A 23880-nucleotide genomic window follows, 5' to 3' on the forward strand; every position below is an offset into this window, starting at 1 on the left:
GGAAAATAGAATTAAACCAATTCGCCGGTGTCAGAGCCTGGGCTCTAGCCGGTCTTTCGGGCGTCATCGCCCGGTAAAAGCTTGTCGAGCGCCTGGAGCTGATGCTGGTTGATCAGCTGTGTCTCCATCTGCAGGCGGTCCGCGCGGTTTATCTCCGCCTTTTCCGCCTTGTCCATGGTCTTCATCGAGCCGTTGTCCATCAGCTTCTCGGCGATGCCGATACCGCCTTCCTTGGCGATCTCGTTGGCGATCTGCTCGGCCATCATGCCTTTCCAGATCTCACCGGTCGCACCCTTGCCGTAGACTTCCTCGCTCTCCGGCAGCATGGTCTTGATGAAGTTCTGCAGCACCATGGCCTCGAACTTGCGATAGGTCTCGGGCACCTGCTTCTTCTCGACGCCGTCGAGCCGATGCTTGAGCTTGTGGGCATCGGCCACCGGATCGCTGCGCATGATGGCGGCAAAGGATTCGTCGGTGCTGGCCAGCCGCGTCGCTTCCGCCGTCGCCTGACCCGCCTTGAGCTTGGCCTGCGCGACTTCCAGCACGGCCGGATCGGCATTGTTCAGCACATCGAGAACGATATCGGTGGGAGGTGAAATTGCCATGTAAAAACCGCCGCATGGGAAGCATAAATGCTGTAGCCGGCATCTTCACCGTTCTACCTTGACCGTGGCTTACGGGGCGGTCAGAGGGGTCCGCGACGGACGGAAAGCGCAAACTGCTGGTCGAGCAATTCGTAGATCGTTTTCTCGTCGGCGTCCCGATCCTCGACCTCGCGCGCGTCTTTTGCCTGTTCGGCGAGACGATCGGCCTTGGCGCGCTCGCGCAAAATCTTCTGCTCTTGGATCTGCTGCATGGTGGCGAGATGCTGGTCCTTGGCGGTGAGCCGGCTGATCTGCCCGGAATAGATGCTGGCGAAGAGTTGATGCACCGTATCGAGAGACCCGATGGCATTGACCGCGGCCGACATGCTTTCATCTATTTCGGCACGAGCGCGGGCGGTGGCGGCGAGCTCATTCTCCGCCATGTGCTCGAGATGGCGCTGGACCTTCACAAGACGCTGCAATTTTTCCGACCGTGTCTGCGCCATTCGTTACCTGAAAATCGGGCCGAACGCGTCGGCATAGAGGGAAAGCATGGCCGAGACGCCGAGATAGAACAGGATCGTGCCACCCATGACCATATAGGGCGTCGATATGAAGTAGACGGGCACGATCGGCGCAAGCTTGTTGATGAAGCCGATCGCCATGTTGAAGAGCACGTTGAACAGGATGAAGGGGCTGGCGAGCCGCAGCATGACCGTGAAGGTCGCCGAGAGCGTATCGACCATGGAGACGAGCGCCTTTTGCGGGTCGAATACGGCACCGGGGGGAAGCGTCTTGTAGGTCTCGGCGAGTGCCATGAAAACCTGATGGTGGAAGTCCAGCATGAACAGCACCATCAGGCCGGCGAAGGTGATGACGTTGGTCAACTGGCCTTCGGCCGTGTCTTCCAGGATATCGCCGGCCGGCGGCGTGTTGAGGCCGATCATCATGGTGATGACGGTGCCGAGGAACTGGAGACCTAGCGCATAAAACCGTGTTAGCATGCCGAGCACCACGCCGGTCAGCGTCTCGAAAATGCAAAGCAGGAGATAATCCGGCGTCGTGCCTTGTATCCTGGGGAAGATCGAGTCCCACATCACGGGCATCAGCGCCATCGTCACGGTGACCGCGAGCAGGACGCGGAACATCACCGGCACGCGGGCGGTGGAGAAGCCGGGCAGAACCAGTATGCAGCCGCCGATCCGGCAGAATGCCGCAAACAGCGCCAGAACAATGGTCTGCGGATCATCGATCATGAAATGGTGCCGAGGATCTTGATCTCGATGCCCTTGGCAAGTTCGACATGCGACAGCACCGGCAGGGTTGCAAAGAGCCGCTCGACGATCATGCGTACATAGGAGCGCGTTTCCGGCGAGGTGACGAGCACGAAGGGCAGGCCGCGATCGAGATATTCGCGAACGACCTTGGTGGCCTGTTCGGAGAATTCCTCGAGATGGCGCGGGTCGATATCGAATTCGATGATCTCGCCCTTGGTGTCGCGCTTGATGGCCTGGTGGAAAACCATGTCCCATTTGTTGCCGAGGCGCAGCACGCGCAGCAGGCCGTTGTCGGAGAGATCGCCGCAGATTTGCTGCGCCATGCGCACGCGCACGTGCTCGACGATCTGCTCGGTCTTGCGGACATGCGGCGCAAGTTCGGCGACGGCTTCGAGGATGAGATGCAGGTTGCGGATCGAGACCCGCTCGGCAAGCAACAGCTTGAGCACCGCCTGCAGGCCCGAATAGGACATGTGGGTGGTGCAGATTTCGTCGGCGAGCTTCTTGTATTCCGGATCGAGCCGGTCGATCAGGATCTTGACGTCCTTGTAGGACAGAAGCTGCGGCAGGTTGTTGCGGATGACTTCAGAGAGATGCGTCAGGACCACCGAAACGTTGTCGATCGGGTGGAAGCCTTCGCGCTTGAGTTCCTCGGTAAAGGTCTCGATGACCGACACGGCCGGCATGCCGAATGCTGGTTCCCTCACCTCGTCGCCCGGCGCGGACGGCTTGCGTCCGCCACCGGTGATGACGAGCACTTCGCCAACGCGCAGCATGTTCGAGGCGACCGTCGTGCCGTGGATGCGGATATGGTAGGCCTTGTCCGATATCGAGATATCGTCCGACACCTTGATTTCGGGCACGACGAAACCGTATTGCGTGGCGAATTTCTTGCGCATCTTGCCGACGCGGAAGGCCAGTTCCTGGTGGGCGCCGAGAAGCCTGGTGGAGACCTGCTTGCCGAGCAGCAGTTCGATCTCCGGCGTCCTGAGCGCCTGCTTGACCGAGTCCTTGTCGTCAGCCTTGACCTCCGCAGCCTTGCGCTGATCCTCGGCCGCCAGTTCATTGGCAGCCTCTTCCTGTGCCCTCTGGCGCGGGATCATGAAAGCGGCAAGGCCCATCGCGCCGCCGAGCACGGCGAACGGCAAGAACGGCAGGCCCGGAACGATTGCCAGAATGCCGACCATCGCCGAGGCGACACCGAGCGCGCGTGGATAGCCCGCGAGTTGGTCCATGACCGCCTTGTCGGTCGTGCCCGTCTGGCCGCCGCGCGAAACGAGCAAGCCTGCCGCCAGCGAGATGATCAGGGCCGGAATCTGCGAGACCAGGCCGTCACCGACCGACAGCCGAACGAAGACGTCGGCCGCTTCGGTGAGTTCCATACCATGGCGGAAATAGCCGATGATGATGCCACCAAAGATGTTGATCGCGGTGATCAGGAGGCCCGCGACCGCGTCACCGCGCACGAACTTGGACGCACCGTCCATGGCACCGAAGAACGAGCTTTCGTCCTCGAGTTCCTTGCGGCGGCGGCGTGCCTCATGCTCGTCGATCATGCCGGCCGAGAGATCGGCGTCGATCGACATCTGCTTGCCGGGGATGGCATCCAAGGTGAAACGCGCGCCGACCTCTGCGATACGCGTCGCACCCTTGGTGATGACGATGAAGTTCACCACGATCAGGATCAGGAAGACGATCAGACCGATGACGAAATCGCCCGACATGACGAGGCTGGCAAAGCCCGCGATCACATGACCGGCGGCGTCGTGGCCTTCATTGCCGTGGGAAAGGATGACGCGCGTGGTCGCGATGTTGAGCGACAGTCGCAGCATCGTGGCGATCAGGAGAATGGTCGGGAACGACGAGAAATCGAGCGGCCGCTGGATCCACAGCGAGACCATCAGGATGAGGACCGAGAAGGAAATCGAGAAGGCCAGCCCCAGGTCGATCATGAAGGGCGGTATCGGCAGGAAGAGCACCGACAGGATGATGACGATGCCGACGGCAAATCCGATGTCGCGGCCGCGAGGCGCGATCTTCGGAATCGTCAACGTTGTCAGAGAAGACTGTACATCAGCCATATGCCACGCGCCTCTTCATGAGCCGGATTTCTGAACGGCCCATGGATAGCGGCTGAAACTTGCGCGAGGGGTGTCTCGTCGGGTTCGAAAGGCTTAGAAACCGCTTTCGACGCGTGAGAAGATCATGTTGGTGAAGATCGATATCTGCGAGCCGATGAAGGGCGCGGAAATCGCCACGGCCGCGAGCACGGCAAGGATCTTCGGAACGAAGGTCAAGGTGATTTCCTGCACCTGGGTCAGTGCCTGGAGAAGTGCGACCACGACACCGACGATCATGGCGGCGAGCACCGCCGGGCCGGAAGCGGCCAGCACTGTCCAGATCGCAGCCTGGACGATATCGAGTGCATCGGCCTCATTCATGGCTAATCCTCGCAGACGATGGGGCTGGCCGGCCTATTCACCGGCCGAGCTGGTCTCATCGGGTTGGCCGTCGTCCGGCGTGTTGCCGGTGTCTTCGCCGTTATCCGGCGTATTCGTGTCCGGCGTCGTCGGCGTCGCGCTGACGCTGATGCCGCTCTGGATGACCACTGTATCACCATTTTCAAGAGTCGCGGTCAATCCGTCGGATTTTACCGCGACAGACTTGACGACGCCAGTGGTTTCGCCGTCGGCACTGGTGATGGTCTTGCCGATCATGCTTGCCGCCTGGCTGAGCGACGTCTCCTGGATGAGGCTCTCGAGATGCGTATTGGTCTTGATCGCCTGCTCGACGCCCGAGAACGTCGCCAGCTGCGACATCTGCTCGCTGGCATCGATCGGGTCGGTCGGATCCTGGTTCTTCATCTGCGCGACGAGGAGCTTGAGGAAGCTGTCATAGTTCAGCGTCGCTTCCTTGGCATCGGTCGTCGCGGCCGTCTTGGGTGTCGAGACTGGCGTGGTGGTGACGTTGTTGACTGCGTCTACTGCCATGGTGCGATCTCCCTGCGGATCTGCTCGCGTACCGCGGGCGTGATCTCCTGGGTGCTGAGGATGCGCTCCTCGATGGGATAGAGCGTGCGAATGGCTTTGAGCGCGTCGAACGGCCGGCCCGAGGTCACCACTGCATCGATCCGCTTCAGCTCGGCCAGGATCTCGTCATTGGTGAAGCTGGCAAGCAGCATCGTGATCGATTTCTTGAACATGATCATCGACTGGCTCGCGCCTTCCGGATTGATCAGCATCATCTGGACGATGAAATAGAGCTGCTTGAGCGGCGTCGTGGCACCTTCGGGCTGCAACACGTGATTTTCCAAGAGGAATGTCACATCGTTGAGAAACTCGACCGCTACCTTGCGATCAACCCGGAGGACGGCGCCGTTGATGAAGATACGCTCGCCCGATTTCAGCGAGATACGCAAAGTGCTTTTCATTTCAATCCATCCCTGATGATGGTGACGATATCGGCGATGCCCTTGAAGTTGTCCGATTTCCGCGTGCGGATTTTTTCGGCTTCCTTGAGCACCCAGATGCCGATCGAGATAAGATCCGCCCTGACGCTGAGTGGCAGTTGATTTTCCGGGCTGCGCAGATCGTCTATAAACGCGATCCAGACGCGGCGCGTGAAGAACAAAGCTTCAACGGCTTCCCTGGATTCGCGGCCGTTTCGAATGGCCGCCTGCAGCATGGTAATCGCCTTATCCAGCACCTGCCTTTCGCGGTCCTTCGAATCGGCGACATCATCCGCCATGATTTCTGCATAGGAAAACTGGTACATTCAGCCCCTCACTCCGGTCATTCTGTGAACGTAAACCACTTGCCTGAACCCAGGCTTACGCTCTTAATTCTACGCGTTACACGACGAACACTCGAACTATACTCAGAGCTCGTTGACGAGGCTGAGTTGCGAGATTCTCGCCGTCAGGTTGTATGAAATTTCCATCTGATTGCTCAGAGCCGTGATCCGGCTCGAAGCTTCGTACACATCCACGCCTTCGAGATCGTCAAGGTTGAGCTTGACGATATCGACCTGCGCCTGCAGCACTTCGTTGGCGAGTCGAACACGATTTTCCGACAGGCCGAGCTGGCTGCGTTCCGCATCGATTCCATAGATCGCCTGCCCCATGAACCCGATCGCCTTGTTGGAGACGACCGCGCGCGTATCGCTATTGATGGGCAGGTTCAGGAGCTCGATGCCGATCACCGCCGCGAAAGCCATGCCGCGGAACGCGTCGCCGTTGACGGTGGTCGAACTCTGAACCACTTCGGTCCTGGAGATACGGCTGGTCATCGGAGTGTCCGAGGCGGTCGACCAATTGGTCTGCCAGTCGGTGCCACCCATGAACATCGGCTCGACGACATTGTCGAGAAAGTCCTGCATCTGGACGTCGGTAATGCCTTCAGTCTGCGGGTCGGTCTTGGGGAATCCGAAAAATCCGTCGAAGGCCGTGTCGAATGCTGTTCGCGCGCCGGTCTCGTCGGTCATATAGTCGCCGAGCGGTTTGACGTCGGTATTGATACCGGCCAGGACATACTCGCCATTCACTGAAGTATTCGACGAATCGACGAACTGATCCAGCACGTCGGTCAGCGTCTGCACCGCGGTGGAGAGCTGGGTGCTGTCGGTAGAGCCGGCCAGCGCGACAAAGGTGCTGAGTGCCGTCTGCCCCGCGCCGGAGATGGTTTCGAGTGCCATCTGCGACGAAGACAGCCGCTGGGTCACGACCGAATTGGTCGCGACCAGGTTCTGCATCATGTCGGCTTCGCGATGAAGATCAAGGCTGCGCGTCGTGGTGGCGCCGAGTTCCTCGCCGATATTATAAAGCCGCCCGGACACGACTTCCTTCTGTGCCTGGATCAGTTCGTTCTGAACCTGGTTGATCGTCTGGCGCATGGCCGACTGAACGGAAAGGTTGGATATGAAGGAAGTTTTCATGGTCTATCACACCGCTGCCAACAGAGCCTGCATCATCTCGTCCACCGTGGCGACGAGCTTGCTCGAAGCCTTGTAGCTCTGCTCGAGTTCGAGCATCAGCGACATTTCTTCATCCAGACTGACGCCGGTCGTGTTGGAAAGCGCCTCGACCACGCGGGTCAGCTGCGCCTGCTTGTTGTCTTTCGCGGTGGCGCTTTCCGAGATCAGCTGTTCGAGCCAACCCACGGAACCGGTCGCATATTCGCCAATCGTCGTGCGGGCATCGAGGAAGGCGTCTATATCGAAATCACGATCAGCTTCAAAGGTCGCGACATAGCCGTCGAGAAGCGTGGAATAGCCGGCTTCGTTATTGACGTTGCCGAGATAGTCGGTGGCGGCGATGCCGAGGCCGTCCACGTCGTAACCGCCATCGCGGAGAAGGGTCGGATCGCCGCCCTTCGACTTGACGAGGCTGTCATTGATCTTGATCACGGCAGCCAAACCGGGAACCAGTTCGCCCGTCACCGGGATCGTATCGCCGCTCGCATATCCGTTCCAGGTGAACAGACCCGGAAGTGGATCGGCGCCGCCGCCCGTCATGTCGTTCTGCTGGAACATCTCGATCAGGCCGCGCGCGGTTTCATCGAGCTGGTTCTGGTAGGTGGGAATGATCGAATCCCTGACCTGGAGAAGCGCCTGCAGCTTGCCCTTGGCCGTGGTGTTGCCACCCTCGCCGGCGGTGATCTCCGCCCCATCGATGATGAGGGGATTGCCTTGGGTGAGCGCGTCATAGGCCGGCTGCGGGAGAAAAAGGATGTTCCGCTTGTCGACATCGAACAGCATGGTGCCATCGCTCGTATAGAGCGCCATGTCGTTGTCGCTGCGCGTGAAGGAACGCACGCCGACGATCGCCGAAATCTGCTTGAGATACCGCTCGCGCATGTCGAGTTCGTTATTGACGTCCCGCCCGAGCGTCGTACCAGCCTTGATCGCGTTATTGACGTCGCCGAACTGATCGAGAAGACCGTTCAGCTCTTCGATCAGATCACCGATTTCCTGATCGACCGTGCCACGCATGGACTGGATTTCGGAGGAGATCGAGTTCAGCGAATTGGCGACGTCCGAGGCGCTCGAAATGACCGTTGCGGCAAGCGTCGATTCGTTCGGCTTGGTGGCATAGGCCTGGAGATTGTCGCGAAGCGTCTTGAGGTAGGTCGACGGGGCAGTCTCGTAGTCGTTGCCTCCGAGCAGGGATCGCACACCCTCCAGCTTCTGCTGGAGAAGGTCCTGTGCGGCGGAGTCGGCCGTCGAATGCATGGTCTGCTTGACCAGGCCATTGTCATAAGTGCGCTCGATGGTCATGCGCTGCGCGCCATTCGAGTCGATGCTGGTCACACCGACGCGCCGGGAATAATCCGGATTCGAGGCATTCGCGATATTACGGGAAAGCGCCGCACTCTGCAGGCCCGTATTGGAAAAGATCGTTTGCGCGGTGCTGATCGCCGATGACAGAGACATGGAGCCGGCCTACCTTTCAGAGTTACCTTTTCAGGTTGACGAGAACGTCCATGAGATCGGAACCGGTCTGGAAGACCTTGGAGTTCGCGGTATAGGTACGCTGGGACTCGATCATCCGGGTCAGCTCCTCGGCGATGTCGACAGTCGAATTCTCGAGAGCGCCGGAGACGATCGAACCCATTCCGTTCGAATTCGGGAAACCGAGAATGACGATGCCGGAATCGTTGCTCTGGGCGTAGACATTACCCGAGATGACCCTGAGCTCGTCGGGGCTCTGCACCGTCGCCATGGCAAGGCGGTACATCGGCACGAGGTCGCCGTTCTCATATTGCGCATAGACGATGCCGTCTTCGGCCACCTGGATCTGCTCGACCTCACTCGGCGCGTTGCCGTTGACCGAAGCCCGGACGGTGAAGTCGTAAGAGAGCTGCGTCAGTTCGGTGAAATCGAGCGACAGCTCGACCATGTTGGAAACCACACCGCCGTCAGCAGCAGCGGGCAGAACCACCGTGGCGAGCACCTCGGATGGATCGGTCAGCTTGCCGGTGACGGGATCGAATTCGATATCGATCGGATCGACGACCAGCGAATCCGTTGCATATGGGAATGAGCCCGTCGTTTCATCGCGGCCGGCGGCGTTGAAGATCGCCATCTGCCACATGTTCTCGTCCGTCTTCGAGAAATAGACGTCGTAAAGCACTTCATTGCCGAGCGTATCGAACGCCTTGATCGAGGTCTTGTGGGTGTATTCCGTCGTTTCATCGGAACCGTCGGCCGGAAGCAGGGCGGGATCGACGACTTCAGCGCTGGCATCGAGGTTCGAGAAGAACTGTCCGAACGAAGAGGGCGTGGCCACCAGGCCGTCCGAGACGATCCTGATAGGCTCGAGGCCCGCATAGCCGTTGACCACGGGCGTGGGCTCGTCTGACGTATAGGGATAGCCGAGCAGCTTGTAGCCGCCCGCATTGACCAATTCGCCATCACCGTTCGGCACGAAGGAGCCTGCGCGCGTCATGTAAGGAACGCCGCTCGGATCCTCGACCACGAAGAAGCCGTTGCCGTTGATGGCAAGATCGGTCGCCGAGGACGTATATTGAAGGGCGCCCTGGTTGCTGATCCCATAACGGATATCGGTTTCCACGGCACCCGAATTGTAGTTGCCGGAGACCGAAGGCAGGAGAAGGGAGGAAAATTCGGTGGACGCGGCCTTGTAACCGGTCGTGCCGGCGTTGGCGATGTTATCCGCTACCGTGCTCAGACGGCTTGCCTGGGCATTCATGCCAGACGAACCGGTTCTCATCATTCCATAAAGGCTCATGTCGGTTCCTCGTGTCCGTAATTCATTTACAGAATAGGAAGCGCGCCTTGCGTGAACCTTATAGGACCCTCAGGCAGGACCCGAACCCATTGAATTCATGAAATCCTGCCGGGCCATGCCTGCGACAGGCAGCACGCCAGGAATCAGAAAGCGGGCCTCGATCCTGAATGTGTGTTTCAGGATCGAAGCCCGCCATCCAGGAATGGAAGAATTCGATATGTTCGGCCTGGCCCCGAGTGCCGCTACGGCTTCATCGCCGTGCGCGCATCCAGGTCTTACTGCCAGTCGATGCAGTATCCCAGGAAGCGCTTGGAATCGATCGGATCGAAACCGAGGCGCTTGCGCAGCTTCTTGCGAAGCTTGCTGATATGGCTTTCCACAACGTTCTCCTCGACGTCCTCGTCGAAGATGCCGTAGATCGCGTTGAAGATCTGGGTCTTGGAAACGCGCCGTCCGCGGTTCGCGACCAAGTATTCGAGAATGCGCCGTTCACGCCGCGGCAAAGGAAACACTTCGCCGCCGATTTCCGGGTCGCGCCCGTCCGAGAAAACCCGGACCTGGCCAATATCGACATAGTTCGTGTGGACCTTCTGCCGGCGGCGGATTGCCGCTGCCCGCGCCAGGATTTCTCTCGGATGGACGGGCTTCCTGACCACGTCGTCGACACCACAATCAAAGAATGCAAGCGTCGTTTCGAGAGAAGGAGAATCAGACACCGCAATCACCGGGGCCTGGCTTCGATCCCTGATCGCCTTGGGCAGTTCGAGCGAGAGCTCCGACTGTCCGATCAGGAAGGCTTCGACGGCATCAATATCCGTGTCCGCCGCCGTGGTTACCCATTCCCCAAATTCCACCGGATCGAAACCCGTCGAGGGTACGCCCTCACGAAAGAAAAGTGATGTATAACCGTCTTTTACAAGTGTACGCTCATCAACCACTACGATCATCAGCCGCCTCCGAATCAGTGTAGTGAACCTATGCATCAATAGGTACGAATCCAGCGAATCGCCGTAAATATGCGGGAAGTGAGTGACATAAATTAACAGTAGATTAACAGAATAATAGCGATTTGATCTATATCTAGTGGCGGACCTTCCTGAAGCATACTAAACTTCAAAATCCACGTTAACATATGGTTAAGTCCACAGAAAAAATGGTTAACGGGATTGACTCGCCACATTGTCGCCTAGATTGCTCGCGTTCCGATTCAACCCATGCGGTAGACTACCTTCAGTTGCTGCAGAATTCCGAGGCAGTCGGCGTCCATTTTCCGTAACCGGTCGCGACCAGGTTGGAGATGACGCGACACACGTACCGCTTTTGTGCCGGGTCGTTGTTCGGGCCGGCATGGTAACGCGCCACCGCCATCGTCCAGGTGACATGCTTCGAATGCAGCCGGGACAGGAATTTCGCCGCGTATTCGACATTCTTTTTCGGGTTGAGCATGTCGTCCGGCGAGGCGAATTGATCGCCATGGTAGTGATGGTTGATTTGCATGCAGCCGAGATCGATGAGTTTCGAGCCCCTATCGCGGGCATCCGAAAAGACGACAAGCGCATCTTTTCTCGACGCGGCGAACACTGCCTTGCCTTCGATGTTGAGCGCCCAAGGCTGCAGCGAGCCGCGCTTGCCGGTCTCGGTCAGTCCCACCGAATAAAGGATTCCCTCGGGCACGCCATATCGCGTCGCGGCAGCCGCGATTTCCCGCTCACAGATGCCGGACGAAGCGCGTGCGTCAGAGGTAGATATTGCCGGCGCGAGAAGAATCAGTCCTGCTGTCAGCAGACGTGGAAATCCCGGCATCTTCATCGCGTGTCCATGAATCCTGGTTGCCTTGGCGGGCATTTTCGTTGCGACCACTGGCCTGATTGTCCTTCTGGCCCTGGTCCTGCCGCGCGAGATCGCGATCGGAATTGGCTTCCGTCCGCTCTGTGGCATTGAGCTGGACCGACACCTTGTCGATGCTGAAGCCCTGGTCCTGCAATGCCTTGACGATGCCGCCCTGATCGTTCGAGAGATGCCTGTAGGCCTCGATCGTATCGACGCGCACTTCCACCGACAGCTCGTCGCCCTTGAGCTTCAGCGAGGCGACCATGTTGCCGAGATCGCCGGGATTCATCTGGAGCTTGAGCGTGTTGACTTCCTTCACCGTATCGCCCTCGAGCGACAGTTCGGCGCGGTTCACATGCGCAAGCGCCTCGGTCCAGGTCGTGTCGGACTTGATGGCACTGGTCAGCGTCTGGGTGTTGGTCTCCGTGGAGAAGCCGAGATAGCGCCGCGCCTCGATCACGGTCGCGGTATCGAACTTCGTCGCGTTCGAGCGCTTGTCGGTATCGGCTACGCCATCCGTGCCGGATTTGGTGAGCGGCACATCGATGGGCCTGCCCTTGCCATCGGCACTGACTAGACGCACGGATTCGGTTGCTGGTTCGTCCTTGCCGTGCGCGTGGTCGTCGCGCTTGGTCGTGGCGGCAGCGTTTTCATGGGCATTCAGCAGGAGGATCTCGGCCTTCTTGTCCGTTGGGACGGCGGTCGTCTCGTCCTTGACGTCGGCCTTTTCGGTATCGTCGTCGTGCTTCTTGACAGCTTTTGTCGCGGTTTCCTTGGTGGGCGCGAGCCCCAGCAGCATGCTCAGCTCTTCGGACGGGCTTGCCGCCACGTCCTGCGCAATCGCTGCATTGCCGGCTTCGGCGGCAACCTTCTGAGCCATCCGCTTGGCGACATCCAATATGTTGGCGAGCGCCTTTTCAGCTCCGCCGTCCTTGCCTGCGTCGGGCGCGACAGCCGCTTTCTGGCTCTGCTTGAGAAGCGCCAGGCGGATCCGGCTCTCGGTCGATTCCGCGACATTGCGACGAACCGCATCGGCGGGCGTCGCTACGGTGCTGGCGGATGGATCATCGGTCGTCGCACTGGCGGCGGCATCGTCCTCGACAGCGCCGTGCCGACTGTCGCGGCCACCGTTTGGCGTTTCCTGCTGGTTCGCCCTGGAGACGTAGTCCTGGAAGCTGTCGCCGCCCTCCGTGCCGCCGGTGCCGGAGGCACTCTGCTGGTCACGATAGGTGGGCTGGACGGGCGGGGATTGGGGCGGGCCTGCAAGGATTTGGTCCATCATCGTCAGTTGCTTCCTGTCGATAGAAGTGCGTCGATATCTTTCAGCTTGGAGCGCCCCACACTCACGAAATCCTCGACCTCGTCGATCCTGGAATCGAGTGCCTGCTTTCTTGTCTCTTCCGGCAGGTTCTGGGTGCTGGGCAGCGTCTCGGCCAGAGCCTCATCGGAGGCCTTCACGACACGCTCGGACATCATATCCCTGTATTCCTTGTCGACCATGACACGTTCGACTTGCCTCAGACTGTCCTCGCCCGGCTCTTTGACCACCTCTTCCGCCACGATCCGCGCCGCGTCCCTGAGAAAGCGGTCCTTCGGCGAAAGCGACTTGTCGGGGATCTCGGCAAGCTTTTCGAGCACCTGATTGATGCCGTCGCTCGGGATGTTGACGATGCCGGAATAGAGTTCGGCAAGGGCGAGCTGACCGGTATCTCCCGCCGACGAAAGCCTGCGCGCCTCTTTCGAGGCAAAATCGGTGAGCGGCTTGTTGCCGTCTATCGCCGCACGGCGCCCCAGCCTGAGATAGATTTCCCGCTGGCGCTTGCGCTCGATGAGTGACAGCACAGCCTTGATCTCATCCGGCGGAAGCGCATTCTTGTGGTCGATGGCCAGCGAGACGAAAATGTCGGCGAATTGCGAGGCATAGGGCGAATTCATGAAGCGCCTGGCATAGCGGCGCGCAAAAGGTAGCGCACGAGCCGTGTCACCCTTCGCGGACGTGATGCCGAGCGAGCGGCGCAGAGCCGCCTCCTCGATGATCGTGCCCGGCGCTTCGGCGCGCGCCCAATCGAAGAATTTTAGCGCGGTGGCGGTTTCCTTCTCCATCAGCGCATTGGCGCCGATCAATTCGAGATAAGGGCCAATGCGGGAATTCCGGTATTCCGGCACGACTTCCTGCAACTCTCTGAGCGCGGTGGCGCCCCTGCCCGACAGGTAGCGCCGCAGGATGCTGGTGACGCGGTTGTCGAAATTGCCCTCGACGTCGCGCTCGGCGAGTATGTCGAGCGTCTCGGGATTGCCGCCGCTCATCGCATAGATCAACGCCGCATCGACATTCCGGGGGTCATCGAACACGGCCATGTCGATGGCGCGCAGGCGCTTGTCGATCTCCTCGAGCAGGTAGCGCTGCACGTCGACCGAATCGAGATCGCCGTTGATGACCTTGTCCTGGATCGTCTGCAGCGAGCGGATCATCAGGTAGGGGGGCGCGATCTCGGCAGTTTCTTCAGCCGAAACGCTTGCCGCCTGGCCGGAGGCCAGGCAGATCAGCGTCATCAATCCGAAGCAGGTCGAGCGGAGTGCCATTCGCTACTCCGAACTCGCCTGGAGGAGGATTTCGATGCGCCGGTTGGACGCGTCGAGAGGCGCCTCCGGCAGTTTGAGCCGGTGATCGGCGAAGCCCGATATCTGGGAAACCCGATCCTCCTTCACACCACTGCTCAGCAGCATGAAATAGGCACTCTGGGCGCGCGCGGTCGAAAGCCGCCAATTGTCATAGGCCTTCGACTTGTATGGCCGGCCGTCGGTATGGCCGCGAATGGCGATCTGGCCCTTCCGGTTCTTCAGGAGCTTGGCGACCGTCTCCATCGCCACCACCGTTTCCCTGGTGGGAATGGCCGATCCGGATCGGAACATCGGCGTCTTGACCTGGTCGGAGATGCTGATCAGCATGCCGCCCTCGGCCGGAGTAACCAGCAGGCCTTCGGCGAGATAACCGGCATTGGGGCCGAGTTCCTTGCGCAAGGCCGCCTGCAAACGTTCGGCGAGCTTGGCAGCCTCGGCCGCCTTCAGTTCGGCCTCGTCGAGCTTGCCGTCCTTGTTCTTGTCGAACTTGGCCAGCAATTCCTTGTCAGTCTTGCCATCCTTGTCCTTGTCGGATTTGCCGAGCTTGTCCTTTTCGGACTGGCCGAGCTTGTCCTTTTCAGTCTGGCCAAGCTTATCCTTGTCTGATTTGCCGTCCTTGTCCTTGTCGGCCGTCTTGGACTTATCCTTGTCGGTCTTGCCCTCGCCCGGCTTGAGATCGCCCTTTTCCTGCTCGCCGCTCTTCTTGTCGCCGGTCAGGGCCTCGCCCTTGAACATGGAATCGGGATTGTCGGCATTGATGATTTCGCCATCGCCCGGCAGGCCGGCCGTCTCGGCGGGAACGTCGCTGGCATTGGCAGGCGAAGTTTTCGAGATTTCGACCTGCTGGGTCCAGAAATCCGGGTCGAAAATATCCTTGAACGCTTCGCCGCCGTCCGCACCCGTGCCGGGGCCGGCATCATTGGCGCCACCGTCGCCCTTGATGCTGATATTGGCCTTGTCCTCGGTCTCCTGCGCGATCTCGGCGATCACGGCATAGGGATTTTCGAAATAGTCCGCCTCGGAGGCTTTCACCTGGTCCATTTCGGAGGTCGTCTTGTCCTCCTGGCCGGGATCACTTTCGTTGTTCGCCGACTTGCCGTCCTTCTTGTCCTGCTGTTCCTGGGTGGCGTCGTTTTTCTCTTTCGCCCGCTTCGGCGTCTGGATGCCTTCGTCCGGCGGCACTTCACTGGTCAGCTTGATCGGGTTGAAATAGCTGGCGACCGCGGCCTTGGTCTCCTCGTTGGCCGCATTGACCAGCCACATGATGAGGAAGAAGGCCATCATGGCGGTCATGAAGTCGGCATAGGCGATCTTCCACGCACCATGACCACCGTGTTCCTCTTGGCCCCGGTTGCGTTTGACGATGATGATTTCATTTTTGCCGTGATGGTGGCTTTCCGCCTCGCTCATTCCATCACCTCGGCAAGCGACTGCGCCCAGACCGACAGTCGCGTCGTCAGCACGGTCTCGTTGATTTCAACGAAAATATCCGTCATCTCGGCCTCTATGTGCCGGCAGGGAACGCCATCGGCTTCGAGCCGCGGCTTGAGCAGTTCGAAGAGACGCCCCGGGCCGCGCACCAGAACTTCAGCCGCCTTTTCCTCGATGAAGGCATTGTGGACCGCGTCGGCAAGTGCCGCGACCGAACGGCGGGCGAGATCCGCTTCCACAACGGGCAGCAGAACCTGAAGCGCCTGGTCGGCGACCGATTGCGAAATGGCGAGCGTCATGTCGAAGAACCGGGCGTGGATCACGCTCATGATCTCGTTTTCGTGCTGTTCGTGCATCGCCTGCATTTCCTGCGAATGCTCTTCGGCGATGGCTGCGAGATCGCCAGCGAAGCGCTCCTCGCATTCGGCGACTGCCGCAGCATGGCCTTCCTGGCGTGCCGCCTCGCGCTCCGCTTCCAGGTCGATGGCCGGCTCCGGCTCGGCGAAAAATCCGAGGTCGTCGAGCGGCGAACCGGCAAGGCTCGAAAGGATGTTGGTCTCGACCAGCGCGGTGGATTCCGGAACACTGAAATCCTTGAGATACTTCGTCAGCATGGCATTCATCGCCGCCGCCATCTTTCTCTGGAGTCTGCCGCGACACAGGAGCGGCCTCTTAAGCCGAAAACTAGAAGTTCAATCTTGTGCGAAGATGAAATGCATTGGGCCGCGTCAGGGCAATAACGCGGCCCAACTTCCCCATTCCGCGCCGATGACCGGCGGCGCGGTGGAACGGGTGTTCCCAAACCCTCAGATGCCGACCGGTCCGGTCACCCGAGGTTCTCCCGAATCAAATCTGGCGGAGACTGCCGGAGCCTCTATATGCCCCGGCCGGCGCGCCCATCCCGGCTCTTACTTGAAGAGCTGGAGGATGTTTTCGGCGTTGGAATTGGCGATCGAAAGCGCCTGGATGCCGAGCTGCTGCTGCGTCTGCAGCGCTTTCAACCGCGTCGATTCCTCGTTCATGTCGGCATCGACGAGACGACCGATGCCCTTGTCGATCACGTCCATCAACGTCGACACGAATTCGTCCTGCATCTCGATACGCATGTTGATCGAGCCGAGCGTCGCCGCCGAGTCGGTGAGCGTCATCAGCATGTCGTCGACTGCCGAGATCATGCCGTCGACTTCAAGATCTGTGGTCGTGGTGGAAAGGCCAACCTCCGTTCCGCTCGCAGCGGTGGTGGATCCTGCATTGAGGAGGAAGTAGGTGGACGCCGTGGGCGTCGTACCGACCATCTGAGTCGTCACCACGCCGCGCGTCAGAATGCCCTGCCCTGCGTCGTTGGTGTCGATCAGCGTCGATGTGCGTGTGTCGAATTCGAGTGTCTCGACGGCAACCGTGCCATCCGATGCGCGATTGAACGAGCCGACCATCTCGACCGTTGTCGGCGGAAACGTGGTGTCGTTGTACAGCCAGTTCTCTCCGGAGAACGATGCCGATTCCGCGATCGACTGCAACTGTGCCTTCAACTCGCGCAGTTCTTCGTTGATCTTGTTCTTGTCGACGCCCGGCTCGCGTGCCGCGACCAGCTTGGCCTTGATTTCCGTGACCACGTCGATCGCCGATTCGAGACCGGTATAGGCGGTGTCGGTTTTCGCCGCGCCCAGTCCGAGGGCGTCCTGAACGGTGGACAGGGCCTTGTTGTCCGAACGCATGGTCGTTGCGATCGACCAATAGGCGGCATTGTCCGACGCCGTTTCCACCCGGTAGCCGGATGAAACGCGCTGCTGCGTCGTTTCCATCTTCTGGTTGATGTCGCGGAGGGTCTGCAGGGCAGCCATAGCGGCTGCATTGGTCATCATACTGGTCATATTCTTTGCCCCATAGGGAGTTTCAGGGACATTCCGGGTCTACGCACCGGCAATGGCAGCTACGCTTCATGCTATCGGCACCGCTTTGCCCTGGGTGACCGATCCGCCATTCATTAATTCTGTGTAAACATTCATGGTTAACCAGCGGTTAACAGAACAGCGCCGAGTCAGGAATTATTAAACAACATTAATAACGTCTAAAATTGGCAACGTCTGCAGCAGCCGCGCGGCGTCCATCATGAACACCACGGCAACCCCGCCGGCATAAATGCCTGCGATCCCATTCTGGATGTCGAAGCTTGCCGCAGGCTGACTTTTGGCCCGAAATGCAAACGACTTCCGGGCCCGGGCCAGGAAGTCGCGGAAAAATGAAAAACGCCGGCTGCTGGGCAGCCGGCGCTTGATATCAGACCGAAGTGGCTCGTTCTTAACGGAAGAGCGAGAGCACGTTTTCGGAATTGGAGTTGGCGATCGAGAGCGACTGGATGCCGAGCTGCTGCTGCGTCTGCAGGGCTTTGAGCTTGGTCGACTCTTCGTTCATGTCGGCGTCGACGAGACGGCCGATGCCCTTGTCGATCACGTCCATCAGGTCGGCAACGAAGTTGTCCTGCAACTCGATGCGCATGTTGGTCGAGCCGATCGTGGCTGCGGAGTCGGTCATCGATGCCAGCATGGATTCCACGGCGGAGATCATGCCGTCGATGTCGGCGGACGTGGTCGTGGAGCTGAGCGCGATTTCGACGCCGGAAGCAGCAGTCGTCGAGGATGCATTGACCAGGAAGTAGGTGGCCGAAGTCGTACCGGTACCCGACGGCACGGTGACCACGACGTCCCCGGTCAGAAGGCCTGCGCTGGCATCGTTCGTATCAACGAGCGTCGAGGTGGCGGTGTCGAATTCAAGAATGCCGACCGAAACGGTGTTGTCCGCGGAGCGGTTGAAGGAGCCGACCATCTCGACGGTGGTGTTGGCGGTGGCGTCGTCGTTATAGAGCCAGTTTTCGCCAGAGAACGAAGCGGATTCGGAGATCGAAACCAGCTGGTTCTTCAGTTCGGTCAGTTCCGAGTCGATCTTGTCCTTGTCGACACCCGGTTCGCGGGCGGCAACAAGCTTCGCCTTGATTTCGGAAACGACGTCGATCGCCGAATTCAGGCCGGTATAGGCGGTGTCGGTCTTGGCTGCACCCAGGCCGAGCGCGTCCTGAACGGTGGAGAGTGCCTTGTTGTCCGAGCGCATGGTGGTTGCGATCGACCAGTAGGCGGCGTTGTCGGAAGCGCGGTTGACGCGAAGGCCCGAGGATACGTGGCTCTGGGTCTCTTCCATGTCCTGGCCGATGGAGCGCAGGGTAGCAAGAGCCGCCATTGCAGCGGTGTTGGTGATGATACTCGTCATTGTCGTACTGCCCCTCTGGAACGGGTAAATAATTGGAAGGGACATTCCGGGATGTCAGAACCGGTAACGATGGACAGCTTCATGCCAGCTAACCGGTGTATTAAGGTCAGCCCGTCGTTTCTATGAAATCCAATAAACACCGTTAAGGTTAAGGAACCTTGAAGGTTGGGTAGCTATTAACCACGTTTCTTAGCCATAAAAAATTCGGCACGAAAAAGCCGCCCGGGAGTCCCGGGCGGCTCGTTGTATTTTCAGCGCTTTCCGACTTAACGGAAGAGCGACAGAATGTTCTCGGAGTTCGAGTTGGCGATCGAGAGCGCCTGGATGCCGAGCTGCTGCTGGGTCTGCAGGGCTTTCAGCTTGGTTGATTCTTCGTTCATGTCCGCATCGACCAGGCGGCCGATACCCTTGTCGATCACGTCCATCAGGTCGGCCACGAACTCGTCCTGCATGGTGATGCGGGTGTTGGTTGCGCCGAGAACCGCAGCCGAGTCGGTCATCGAAGAGAGCATCGAGTCAACTGCGGAGATCATGCCGTCGAGGTCGGCGTCGGTGGTCGTCGCGCTGAGTTCGATTTCCGTGCCCGAGGCGGCGGTCGTCGAGGATGCATCGACCAGGAAGTAGGTAGCCGACGTCGTACCGGTACCCGACGGAACGGTGACGGTGATGTCTCCTGTCAGAAGGCCGTTGGCGGCATCGTTGGTGTCAACAAGCGTCGAGGTCGACGTATCGAACTCGAGGATGCCCACGGAAACCGTGTTGTCGGCCTTGCGGTTGAACGAACCGACCATTTCGACGGTGGTGTTGGCGGTGGCGTCGTCGTTGTAGAGCCAATTCTGGCCGGAGAACGAGGCGGATTCGGAGATCGAAACCAGCTGGTTCTTCAGTTCGGTGAGTTCCGAGTCAATCTTGGTCTTGTCGACACCCGGTTCACGGGCAGCAACGAGCTTGGCCTTGATCTCAGAGACGACGTCGATGGCCGTGTTCAGGCCGGTGAAGGCAGTGTCGGTCTTGGCGGCAGCCAGACCAAGGGCGTCCTGGACGGTGGACAGTGCCTTGTTGTCGGAGCGCATGGTGGTTGCGATCGACCAGTAGGCGGCATTGTCGGAAGCGTTGGAAACGCGATAGCCGGTGGATACCCGGTTCTGCGTGTCTTCCATGTCCTTCGAAATCGAGCGAAGGGTGGAGAGAGCCGCGATGGCGGAATTGTTCGTCATAATGCTGGTCATTGGGGTGTCCCTAAATACGCGTTACAAAGGAGGGACATACCGGGTTCATGCGATATTTTACCGGTGACGACGGTTCGGCTTCATGCCACTCGGCCCGTTTTTCGTTCGGGTCCTTACCGTCGTGTGAGGGGGAGTATTGGTTTTCAATGCTTGCGTTTGTCTTAATCGCAGGCACCCGCCACCGGACCACTCAATTCATAGAAAACGAAAGGTAAAGGCGCGCCAGCCACTTCTAGCGCGCCTTTACCGGAATCGTATCGTTTTGATTGTCTGGGTGTCTAAGAGAACGACCGCACGAGACTGCCGACAAGCAGGTTCCAGCCGTCGATCAGCACGAAGAACAGTATCTTGAACGGCAAAGAGATCGAGGTCGGCGGCAGCATCATCATGCCCATCGCCATGGTGATCGTCGCCACGACCAGGTCGATGACCAGGAACGGCAGCACGATCAGGAAGCCGATCTCGAAGCCGCGCCGGATTTCCGAGATCATGAATGCGGGAACGAGAACGCGGAGGTCGACCTGGCCGCCGGTCGTGGTCTGTTGCCCGCGTTCGGTGGCGATATCGGCAAACAGCTTGAGGTCCTTGTCGCGTGTGTTGGCGGCCATGAATTCGCGGAACGGCACGGACACGCGCTGCAGCGCCTCCGCCTCGGTGATCTGTTCGGCGAGCAATGGCTGCGCGCCATCTCGCCACGCCCGGTCGAGCGTCGGCGCCATGACGAAGAAGGTCATAAACAGTGCAAGGCTCGTCAGGATCATGTTGGACGGCGTACTCGCCAGTCCCATGCCTGACCGCAGGATCGAGAAGGCAATGATGAAGCGCGGAAAGCTGGTGACCATGACCAGGATGCCGGGCGCCACCGAGAGGATGGTGAGCAGGCCGAAGGTCCGGATGATCCAGTTGGCGACCGAACCATTGACCGGCGTATTGAGAATATCGGGCGTCGTCGTCTGCGCCAGCGCGCCGCCCGCCAGGCTCGAAAGCAGGATGACGACAAAGGCGATAGCGATCTTCCGGGAAACGTGACGGGTCATTGGATCAGAAATGTCCTGAACATCAATCTGGAGACCTTGCCTTCGGAGATCATGTCGATGCGCTCCTCAAGGTCCTCCTTGAGATACTGGAAGCCGCGCGGCCCCTCGATCTGCTGCAGCGAAACCGTGCGCAGATAGACCGCGATATCCTGGTGGATGGTTTCGGCGAGCTTGACGTCGGGCTTGTCCTTGAACAGCAGCGCCACTTCGAGCCGCACCCAGCGATCCGTCGGGAAGGCAAGATTGGTGGTGATCGGTTCGAGCTGGATCACGCCATTGGCTTCGGTCGAGATGTGCGGCAGGCCGTCTTCCTTCTCGCCTTCGGGGGCCGCTACAGCCAATTCCGGCTGCTCGGCTATTTTCGGCTTCGCGACCTCGGGCGTCAGCATGCCGCCCAAAATCCAGCCGCCGGCGCCGGCGATGACAGTGACGACACCCACCGCCGCGATGGTCATGATCAGCCCGGACCTCTTTTTGGTGGACGCTTCGCCCATCGTTTCGTCAAGCATCGGGCTTTTCCAGACTAGAACGGTGAGAAGACATCGATGACCTGCTGGCCGACCGGTGCGTTCTGGATTTCGGAGAGCCGTCCGCGGCCACCATAGGAGATGCGGGCTTCGGCGATCTTCTCGTAGGAGATCTTGTTGTCGGCATCGACATCGTATGGCCGGGCGATACCGGCGAGATTGAGGACGCGCAGTTCCTGGTTCACGCGCACTTCCTGCGAGCCTGAGATCAGGAGATTGCCGTTGTCCATGACGCCGGTGACAACTACCGCCACCTGAAGATCGAGCTTTTCCTTGCGCTCGATCGAGCCATCGCCCTTGGCGTCCGAACTCGACGAGTTGCTGATCGACGCATCGAGACCATGGTCGTTATGGGTATCGGTGCCGAACAGGTTGAACTTCTTGGCCCAGGAGCTTTCGCGGCTGCGTTCCGTCGTGTTGTCGAACGAGGCCTTGTCGTCGATATTGATCGTGACCGTCAGGATGTCGCCGATCTTCAACGCGCGCGCGTCCTTGAAGAGTGCCGATCTCTCATCGCTCCACAGCGAGTAGCCGGTCGCCACCTGCTGGGGTTCCTTGGGATAGAGCGCCAGTTCGTTGGTCCTGGTGAGATTGAGGCCCGCACCGATCGGGCTCATGGCCGGCGCGCGGTTGAGATCCTTGATCGCCTGGCCGGAGCAGCCCGTGAGAGCCGCCGTCGTAAACAGGACCGCCGCAAGCTTAGACTTCATGATGGATTCCTCTGCGTATTGCGGCTGCCTGCGGCCGAGATGATTTCAGTCAAGGCCGCGGCCTTCTCCGGATCCATCTCGGCGAGGATCTGGCTGGACTGGCGTGGCGCGAGCTTCATGATGATGGCTGAGGCCAGATTGGGATCGATCAGGTTGAGTTGGCCGGCCGCGGCATCCGGCTTCATGCCCTTGTAGATGTCGACGAGCCCGCCTTCCGCCTTCTTGAGGAAGTCGTTGCGCTGTTTGAGCCAGCCCTCATATTCGGACTTGCGCTTCTCCAGCTGGGCGATGCGGTCATCCACCTGAGCCTGGAGCTTGGCGAGTTCCTCACGCTGGAGAAGATAGCGCTGGTCGCGAGCCGAATCGGCAATGTTGGCGCAGAACGCCTTGATCTCCTCACGCGCGGTCTTGGCGGTCGGCTTCGGCTTCTCTTCCTGCGCGAGCGCGCCGGAGAGCGATCCGATCAGCAGGACGAGCGCCGGTGCGACTGCGATACGGGCAAACCTCTTCAAAGTCGTCATTGCAACACGAGCTCCGCATGAAGTGCGCCGGCCGACTTGATGCCCTGCAGGATGGCGATGATGCCATCGGGCTTCACGCCGATGCTGTTGAGGCCGGATACCAGGGTTTTAAGATTGGGACCGGAAAGGATCGCCACCTTGCTGCCGGTCTGGTCGGCGATGATATCCGTCGAAGGCTCGATCGCGGTAACGCCATCCGAGAAGGGCAGCGGCTGGACCACGGTCGGGTTCTCGCTGACCTGCACGGTGAGCGTGCCGTAGCTGACTGCGACCTGCGAGATCCGGACGTCGGCGCCGATGACGATCGTGCCGGTTCGTTCATTGATGACCACGCGTGCCGGCGCATCCGCCTCGACCGTCAGGTTCTCGATCTCGGCCATCAGGCGCGCGAGATCCGCATTGCGCGGTTTCTCGACAACGACCTCCTGGTTGTCGTTGACCGATGCGATGCGGCCGCCATAGGTCGTTGCCGCGAATGCGTTGATCGTGTCGGACATCCGTACCGCGGTGGAGAAATCGGGATTGCGCAGTTGCAGGACGAGGTTGACCGAATCCTTGAACCTCGAAGGCAGCGGCCGCTCGATGATGGCACCGTTGGGTACACGGCCCGACGTCGTGACGCCCTGTGTGAGCTGTGCCGCATCACCCGTCGCCGAGAAGCCGGAAACGATGATGGCGCCCTGGGCGACGGCGTAAATCTGTCCGTCGGCACCACTCAGCGAGGTCATGACCAGCGTACCACCGCGCAACGATGTCGCATCGCCGAGCGAACTGACCGACACATCCATGCGCGAGCCGGGGCTGGCGAAGGGCGGCAGATTGGCGGTGACCATGACCGCAGCGATATTCTTCGAACGGTTCTCGCCGCCCTGGGTGGAAATGCCGAGATTCTCCAACATCGCGCGCAGCGACTGCTCGGTGAAGGGCGATGCCCTCAGGCTATCGCCGGTGCCCTGCAGGCCGACGACGAGACCGTAGCCGATGAGCTGGTTGTCGCGCCCGGACTGTAGCGAGGCAATGTCCTTGATACGGGCGACCGAGGCGGCATTCGCCGTCTGCGGAAGACTGCCCAACGCCATCAACAATGCCATTGCGAGCGCGAAA

The 23880-nt window shown here is 59.8% G+C and carries 25 protein-coding genes; all 25 read right to left on the bottom strand.

The genetic code is table 11. The features are described 5' to 3' along the window. Positions 1-44 precede the first annotated feature (44 nt). The 25 genes from ACSQ26_RS16870 to ACSQ26_RS16990 all read right to left on the bottom strand — a co-directional run bounded on the left by ACSQ26_RS16870 (position 45) and on the right by ACSQ26_RS16990 (position 23867). Complete coding sequence (locus tag ACSQ26_RS16870; RefSeq protein ID WP_436010783.1) at positions 45-605, bottom strand: rod-binding protein; 561 nt, start codon at positions 603-605, stop codon at positions 45-47. Positions 606-685: 80 nt separating this feature from the next. Beyond that, positions 686-1090, bottom strand: coding sequence for a hypothetical protein (locus ACSQ26_RS16875; RefSeq protein ID WP_436010785.1), 405 nt, complete (start codon positions 1088-1090; stop codon positions 686-688). Between the two features lie 3 nt (positions 1091-1093). Beyond that, a complete protein-coding gene (locus tag ACSQ26_RS16880; protein WP_436010787.1) occupies positions 1094-1840 on the bottom strand; it encodes a flagellar biosynthetic protein FliR in 747 nt (248 codons plus the stop codon). After that, positions 1837-3942 carry a flagellar biosynthesis protein FlhA gene (gene flhA / locus ACSQ26_RS16885; protein ID WP_436010789.1) on the bottom strand — a complete coding sequence of 702 codons (2106 nt, stop codon included), beginning with the start codon at positions 3940-3942 and terminating at the stop codon, positions 1837-1839. The genes ACSQ26_RS16880 and flhA overlap by 4 nt, the downstream gene beginning before the upstream one ends. 93 nt (positions 3943-4035) lie before the next feature. After that, on the bottom strand, positions 4036-4302 hold the full coding sequence (gene fliQ, locus ACSQ26_RS16890; protein ID WP_025556143.1) for a flagellar biosynthesis protein FliQ: 267 nt from the start codon (positions 4300-4302) through the stop codon (positions 4036-4038). A gap of 33 nt (positions 4303-4335) precedes the next feature. Then, on the bottom strand, positions 4336-4851 hold the full coding sequence (gene flgD, locus ACSQ26_RS16895) for a flagellar hook assembly protein FlgD (protein ID WP_436010791.1): 516 nt from the start codon (positions 4849-4851) through the stop codon (positions 4336-4338). Further along, the gene (gene flbT, locus ACSQ26_RS16900; protein ID WP_436010793.1) at positions 4842-5291 is read right to left on the bottom strand and encodes a flagellar biosynthesis repressor FlbT; all 450 of its coding nucleotides are present in this window, start codon (positions 5289-5291) and stop codon (positions 4842-4844) included. Before flbT ends, flgD begins: the two co-directional genes overlap by 10 nt. After that, a complete protein-coding gene (gene flaF / locus ACSQ26_RS16905; protein ID WP_436010795.1) occupies positions 5288-5635 on the bottom strand; it encodes a flagellar biosynthesis regulator FlaF in 348 nt (115 codons plus the stop codon). Before flaF ends, flbT begins: the two co-directional genes overlap by 4 nt. Positions 5636-5737: 102 nt before the next feature. Continuing rightward, entirely contained in the window at positions 5738-6793 is a 1056-nt protein-coding gene (locus tag ACSQ26_RS16910) for a flagellar hook-associated family protein (RefSeq protein WP_436010797.1), read from the bottom strand. 6 nt (positions 6794-6799) lie between these two features. Next, complete coding sequence (gene flgK / locus ACSQ26_RS16915) at positions 6800-8290, bottom strand: flagellar hook-associated protein FlgK (protein WP_436010799.1); 1491 nt, start codon at positions 8288-8290, stop codon at positions 6800-6802. Positions 8291-8312: 22 nt separating this feature from the next. Further along, positions 8313-9608 carry a flagellar hook protein FlgE gene (locus ACSQ26_RS16920; protein WP_436010801.1) on the bottom strand — a complete coding sequence of 432 codons (1296 nt, stop codon included), beginning with the start codon at positions 9606-9608 and terminating at the stop codon, positions 8313-8315. A 275-nt stretch (positions 9609-9883) separates the two neighbouring features. After that, complete coding sequence (locus tag ACSQ26_RS16925; protein ID WP_258160840.1) at positions 9884-10555, bottom strand: response regulator transcription factor; 672 nt, start codon at positions 10553-10555, stop codon at positions 9884-9886. A gap of 283 nt (positions 10556-10838) precedes the next feature. Beyond that, positions 10839-11411, bottom strand: coding sequence for a transglycosylase SLT domain-containing protein (locus tag ACSQ26_RS16930; RefSeq protein ID WP_436010803.1), 573 nt, complete (start codon positions 11409-11411; stop codon positions 10839-10841). Next, a complete protein-coding gene (locus ACSQ26_RS16935; RefSeq protein ID WP_436010805.1) occupies positions 11344-12720 on the bottom strand; it encodes a flagellar hook-length control protein FliK in 1377 nt (458 codons plus the stop codon). The genes ACSQ26_RS16930 and ACSQ26_RS16935 overlap by 68 nt, the downstream gene beginning before the upstream one ends. Positions 12721-12722: 2 nt before the next feature. After that, on the bottom strand, positions 12723-14021 hold the full coding sequence (gene motC / locus ACSQ26_RS16940; protein WP_436010807.1) for a chemotaxis protein MotC: 1299 nt from the start codon (positions 14019-14021) through the stop codon (positions 12723-12725). A gap of 3 nt (positions 14022-14024) precedes the next feature. Continuing rightward, positions 14025-15470, bottom strand: coding sequence for a MotB family protein (locus tag ACSQ26_RS16945; RefSeq protein WP_436010809.1), 1446 nt, complete (start codon positions 15468-15470; stop codon positions 14025-14027). Further along, positions 15467-16114: a hypothetical protein gene (locus tag ACSQ26_RS16950; RefSeq protein WP_436010811.1), complete on the bottom strand. Its 648-nt coding sequence runs from the start codon at positions 16112-16114 to the stop codon at positions 15467-15469. Before ACSQ26_RS16950 ends, ACSQ26_RS16945 begins: the two co-directional genes overlap by 4 nt. 285 nt (positions 16115-16399) lie before the next feature. Next, a complete protein-coding gene (locus ACSQ26_RS16955; RefSeq protein WP_436010813.1) occupies positions 16400-17362 on the bottom strand; it encodes a flagellin in 963 nt (320 codons plus the stop codon). Between the two features lie 427 nt (positions 17363-17789). After that, positions 17790-18752 (bottom strand): flagellin, encoded by a 963-nt coding sequence (locus ACSQ26_RS16960; protein WP_436010815.1) that lies wholly within the window; start codon positions 18750-18752, stop codon positions 17790-17792. A 266-nt stretch (positions 18753-19018) separates the two neighbouring features. After that, complete coding sequence (locus ACSQ26_RS16965) at positions 19019-19981, bottom strand: flagellin (protein WP_436010817.1); 963 nt, start codon at positions 19979-19981, stop codon at positions 19019-19021. A 278-nt stretch (positions 19982-20259) separates the two neighbouring features. Further along, the gene (fliP, locus tag ACSQ26_RS16970; RefSeq protein ID WP_436015312.1) at positions 20260-20973 is read right to left on the bottom strand and encodes a flagellar type III secretion system pore protein FliP; all 714 of its coding nucleotides are present in this window, start codon (positions 20971-20973) and stop codon (positions 20260-20262) included. A gap of 41 nt (positions 20974-21014) precedes the next feature. Then, positions 21015-21527 (bottom strand): flagellar basal body-associated FliL family protein, encoded by a 513-nt coding sequence (locus ACSQ26_RS16975; RefSeq protein ID WP_436010819.1) that lies wholly within the window; start codon positions 21525-21527, stop codon positions 21015-21017. Between the two features lie 14 nt (positions 21528-21541). Then, positions 21542-22255: a flagellar basal body L-ring protein FlgH gene (flgH, locus tag ACSQ26_RS16980; RefSeq protein ID WP_436010821.1), complete on the bottom strand. Its 714-nt coding sequence runs from the start codon at positions 22253-22255 to the stop codon at positions 21542-21544. Then, positions 22252-22776 (bottom strand): MotE family protein, encoded by a 525-nt coding sequence (locus ACSQ26_RS16985; protein ID WP_436010823.1) that lies wholly within the window; start codon positions 22774-22776, stop codon positions 22252-22254. Before ACSQ26_RS16985 ends, flgH begins: the two co-directional genes overlap by 4 nt. Continuing rightward, positions 22773-23867: a flagellar basal body P-ring protein FlgI gene (locus ACSQ26_RS16990; RefSeq protein ID WP_436015314.1), complete on the bottom strand. Its 1095-nt coding sequence runs from the start codon at positions 23865-23867 to the stop codon at positions 22773-22775. The genes ACSQ26_RS16985 and ACSQ26_RS16990 overlap by 4 nt, the downstream gene beginning before the upstream one ends. Positions 23868-23880: the final 13 nt, after the last annotated feature.

Origin of the sequence: Rhizobium sp. LjRoot254, from assembly GCF_964254105.1 — a bacterium.
GTDB lineage: Bacteria > Pseudomonadota > Alphaproteobacteria > Rhizobiales > Rhizobiaceae > Rhizobium_E.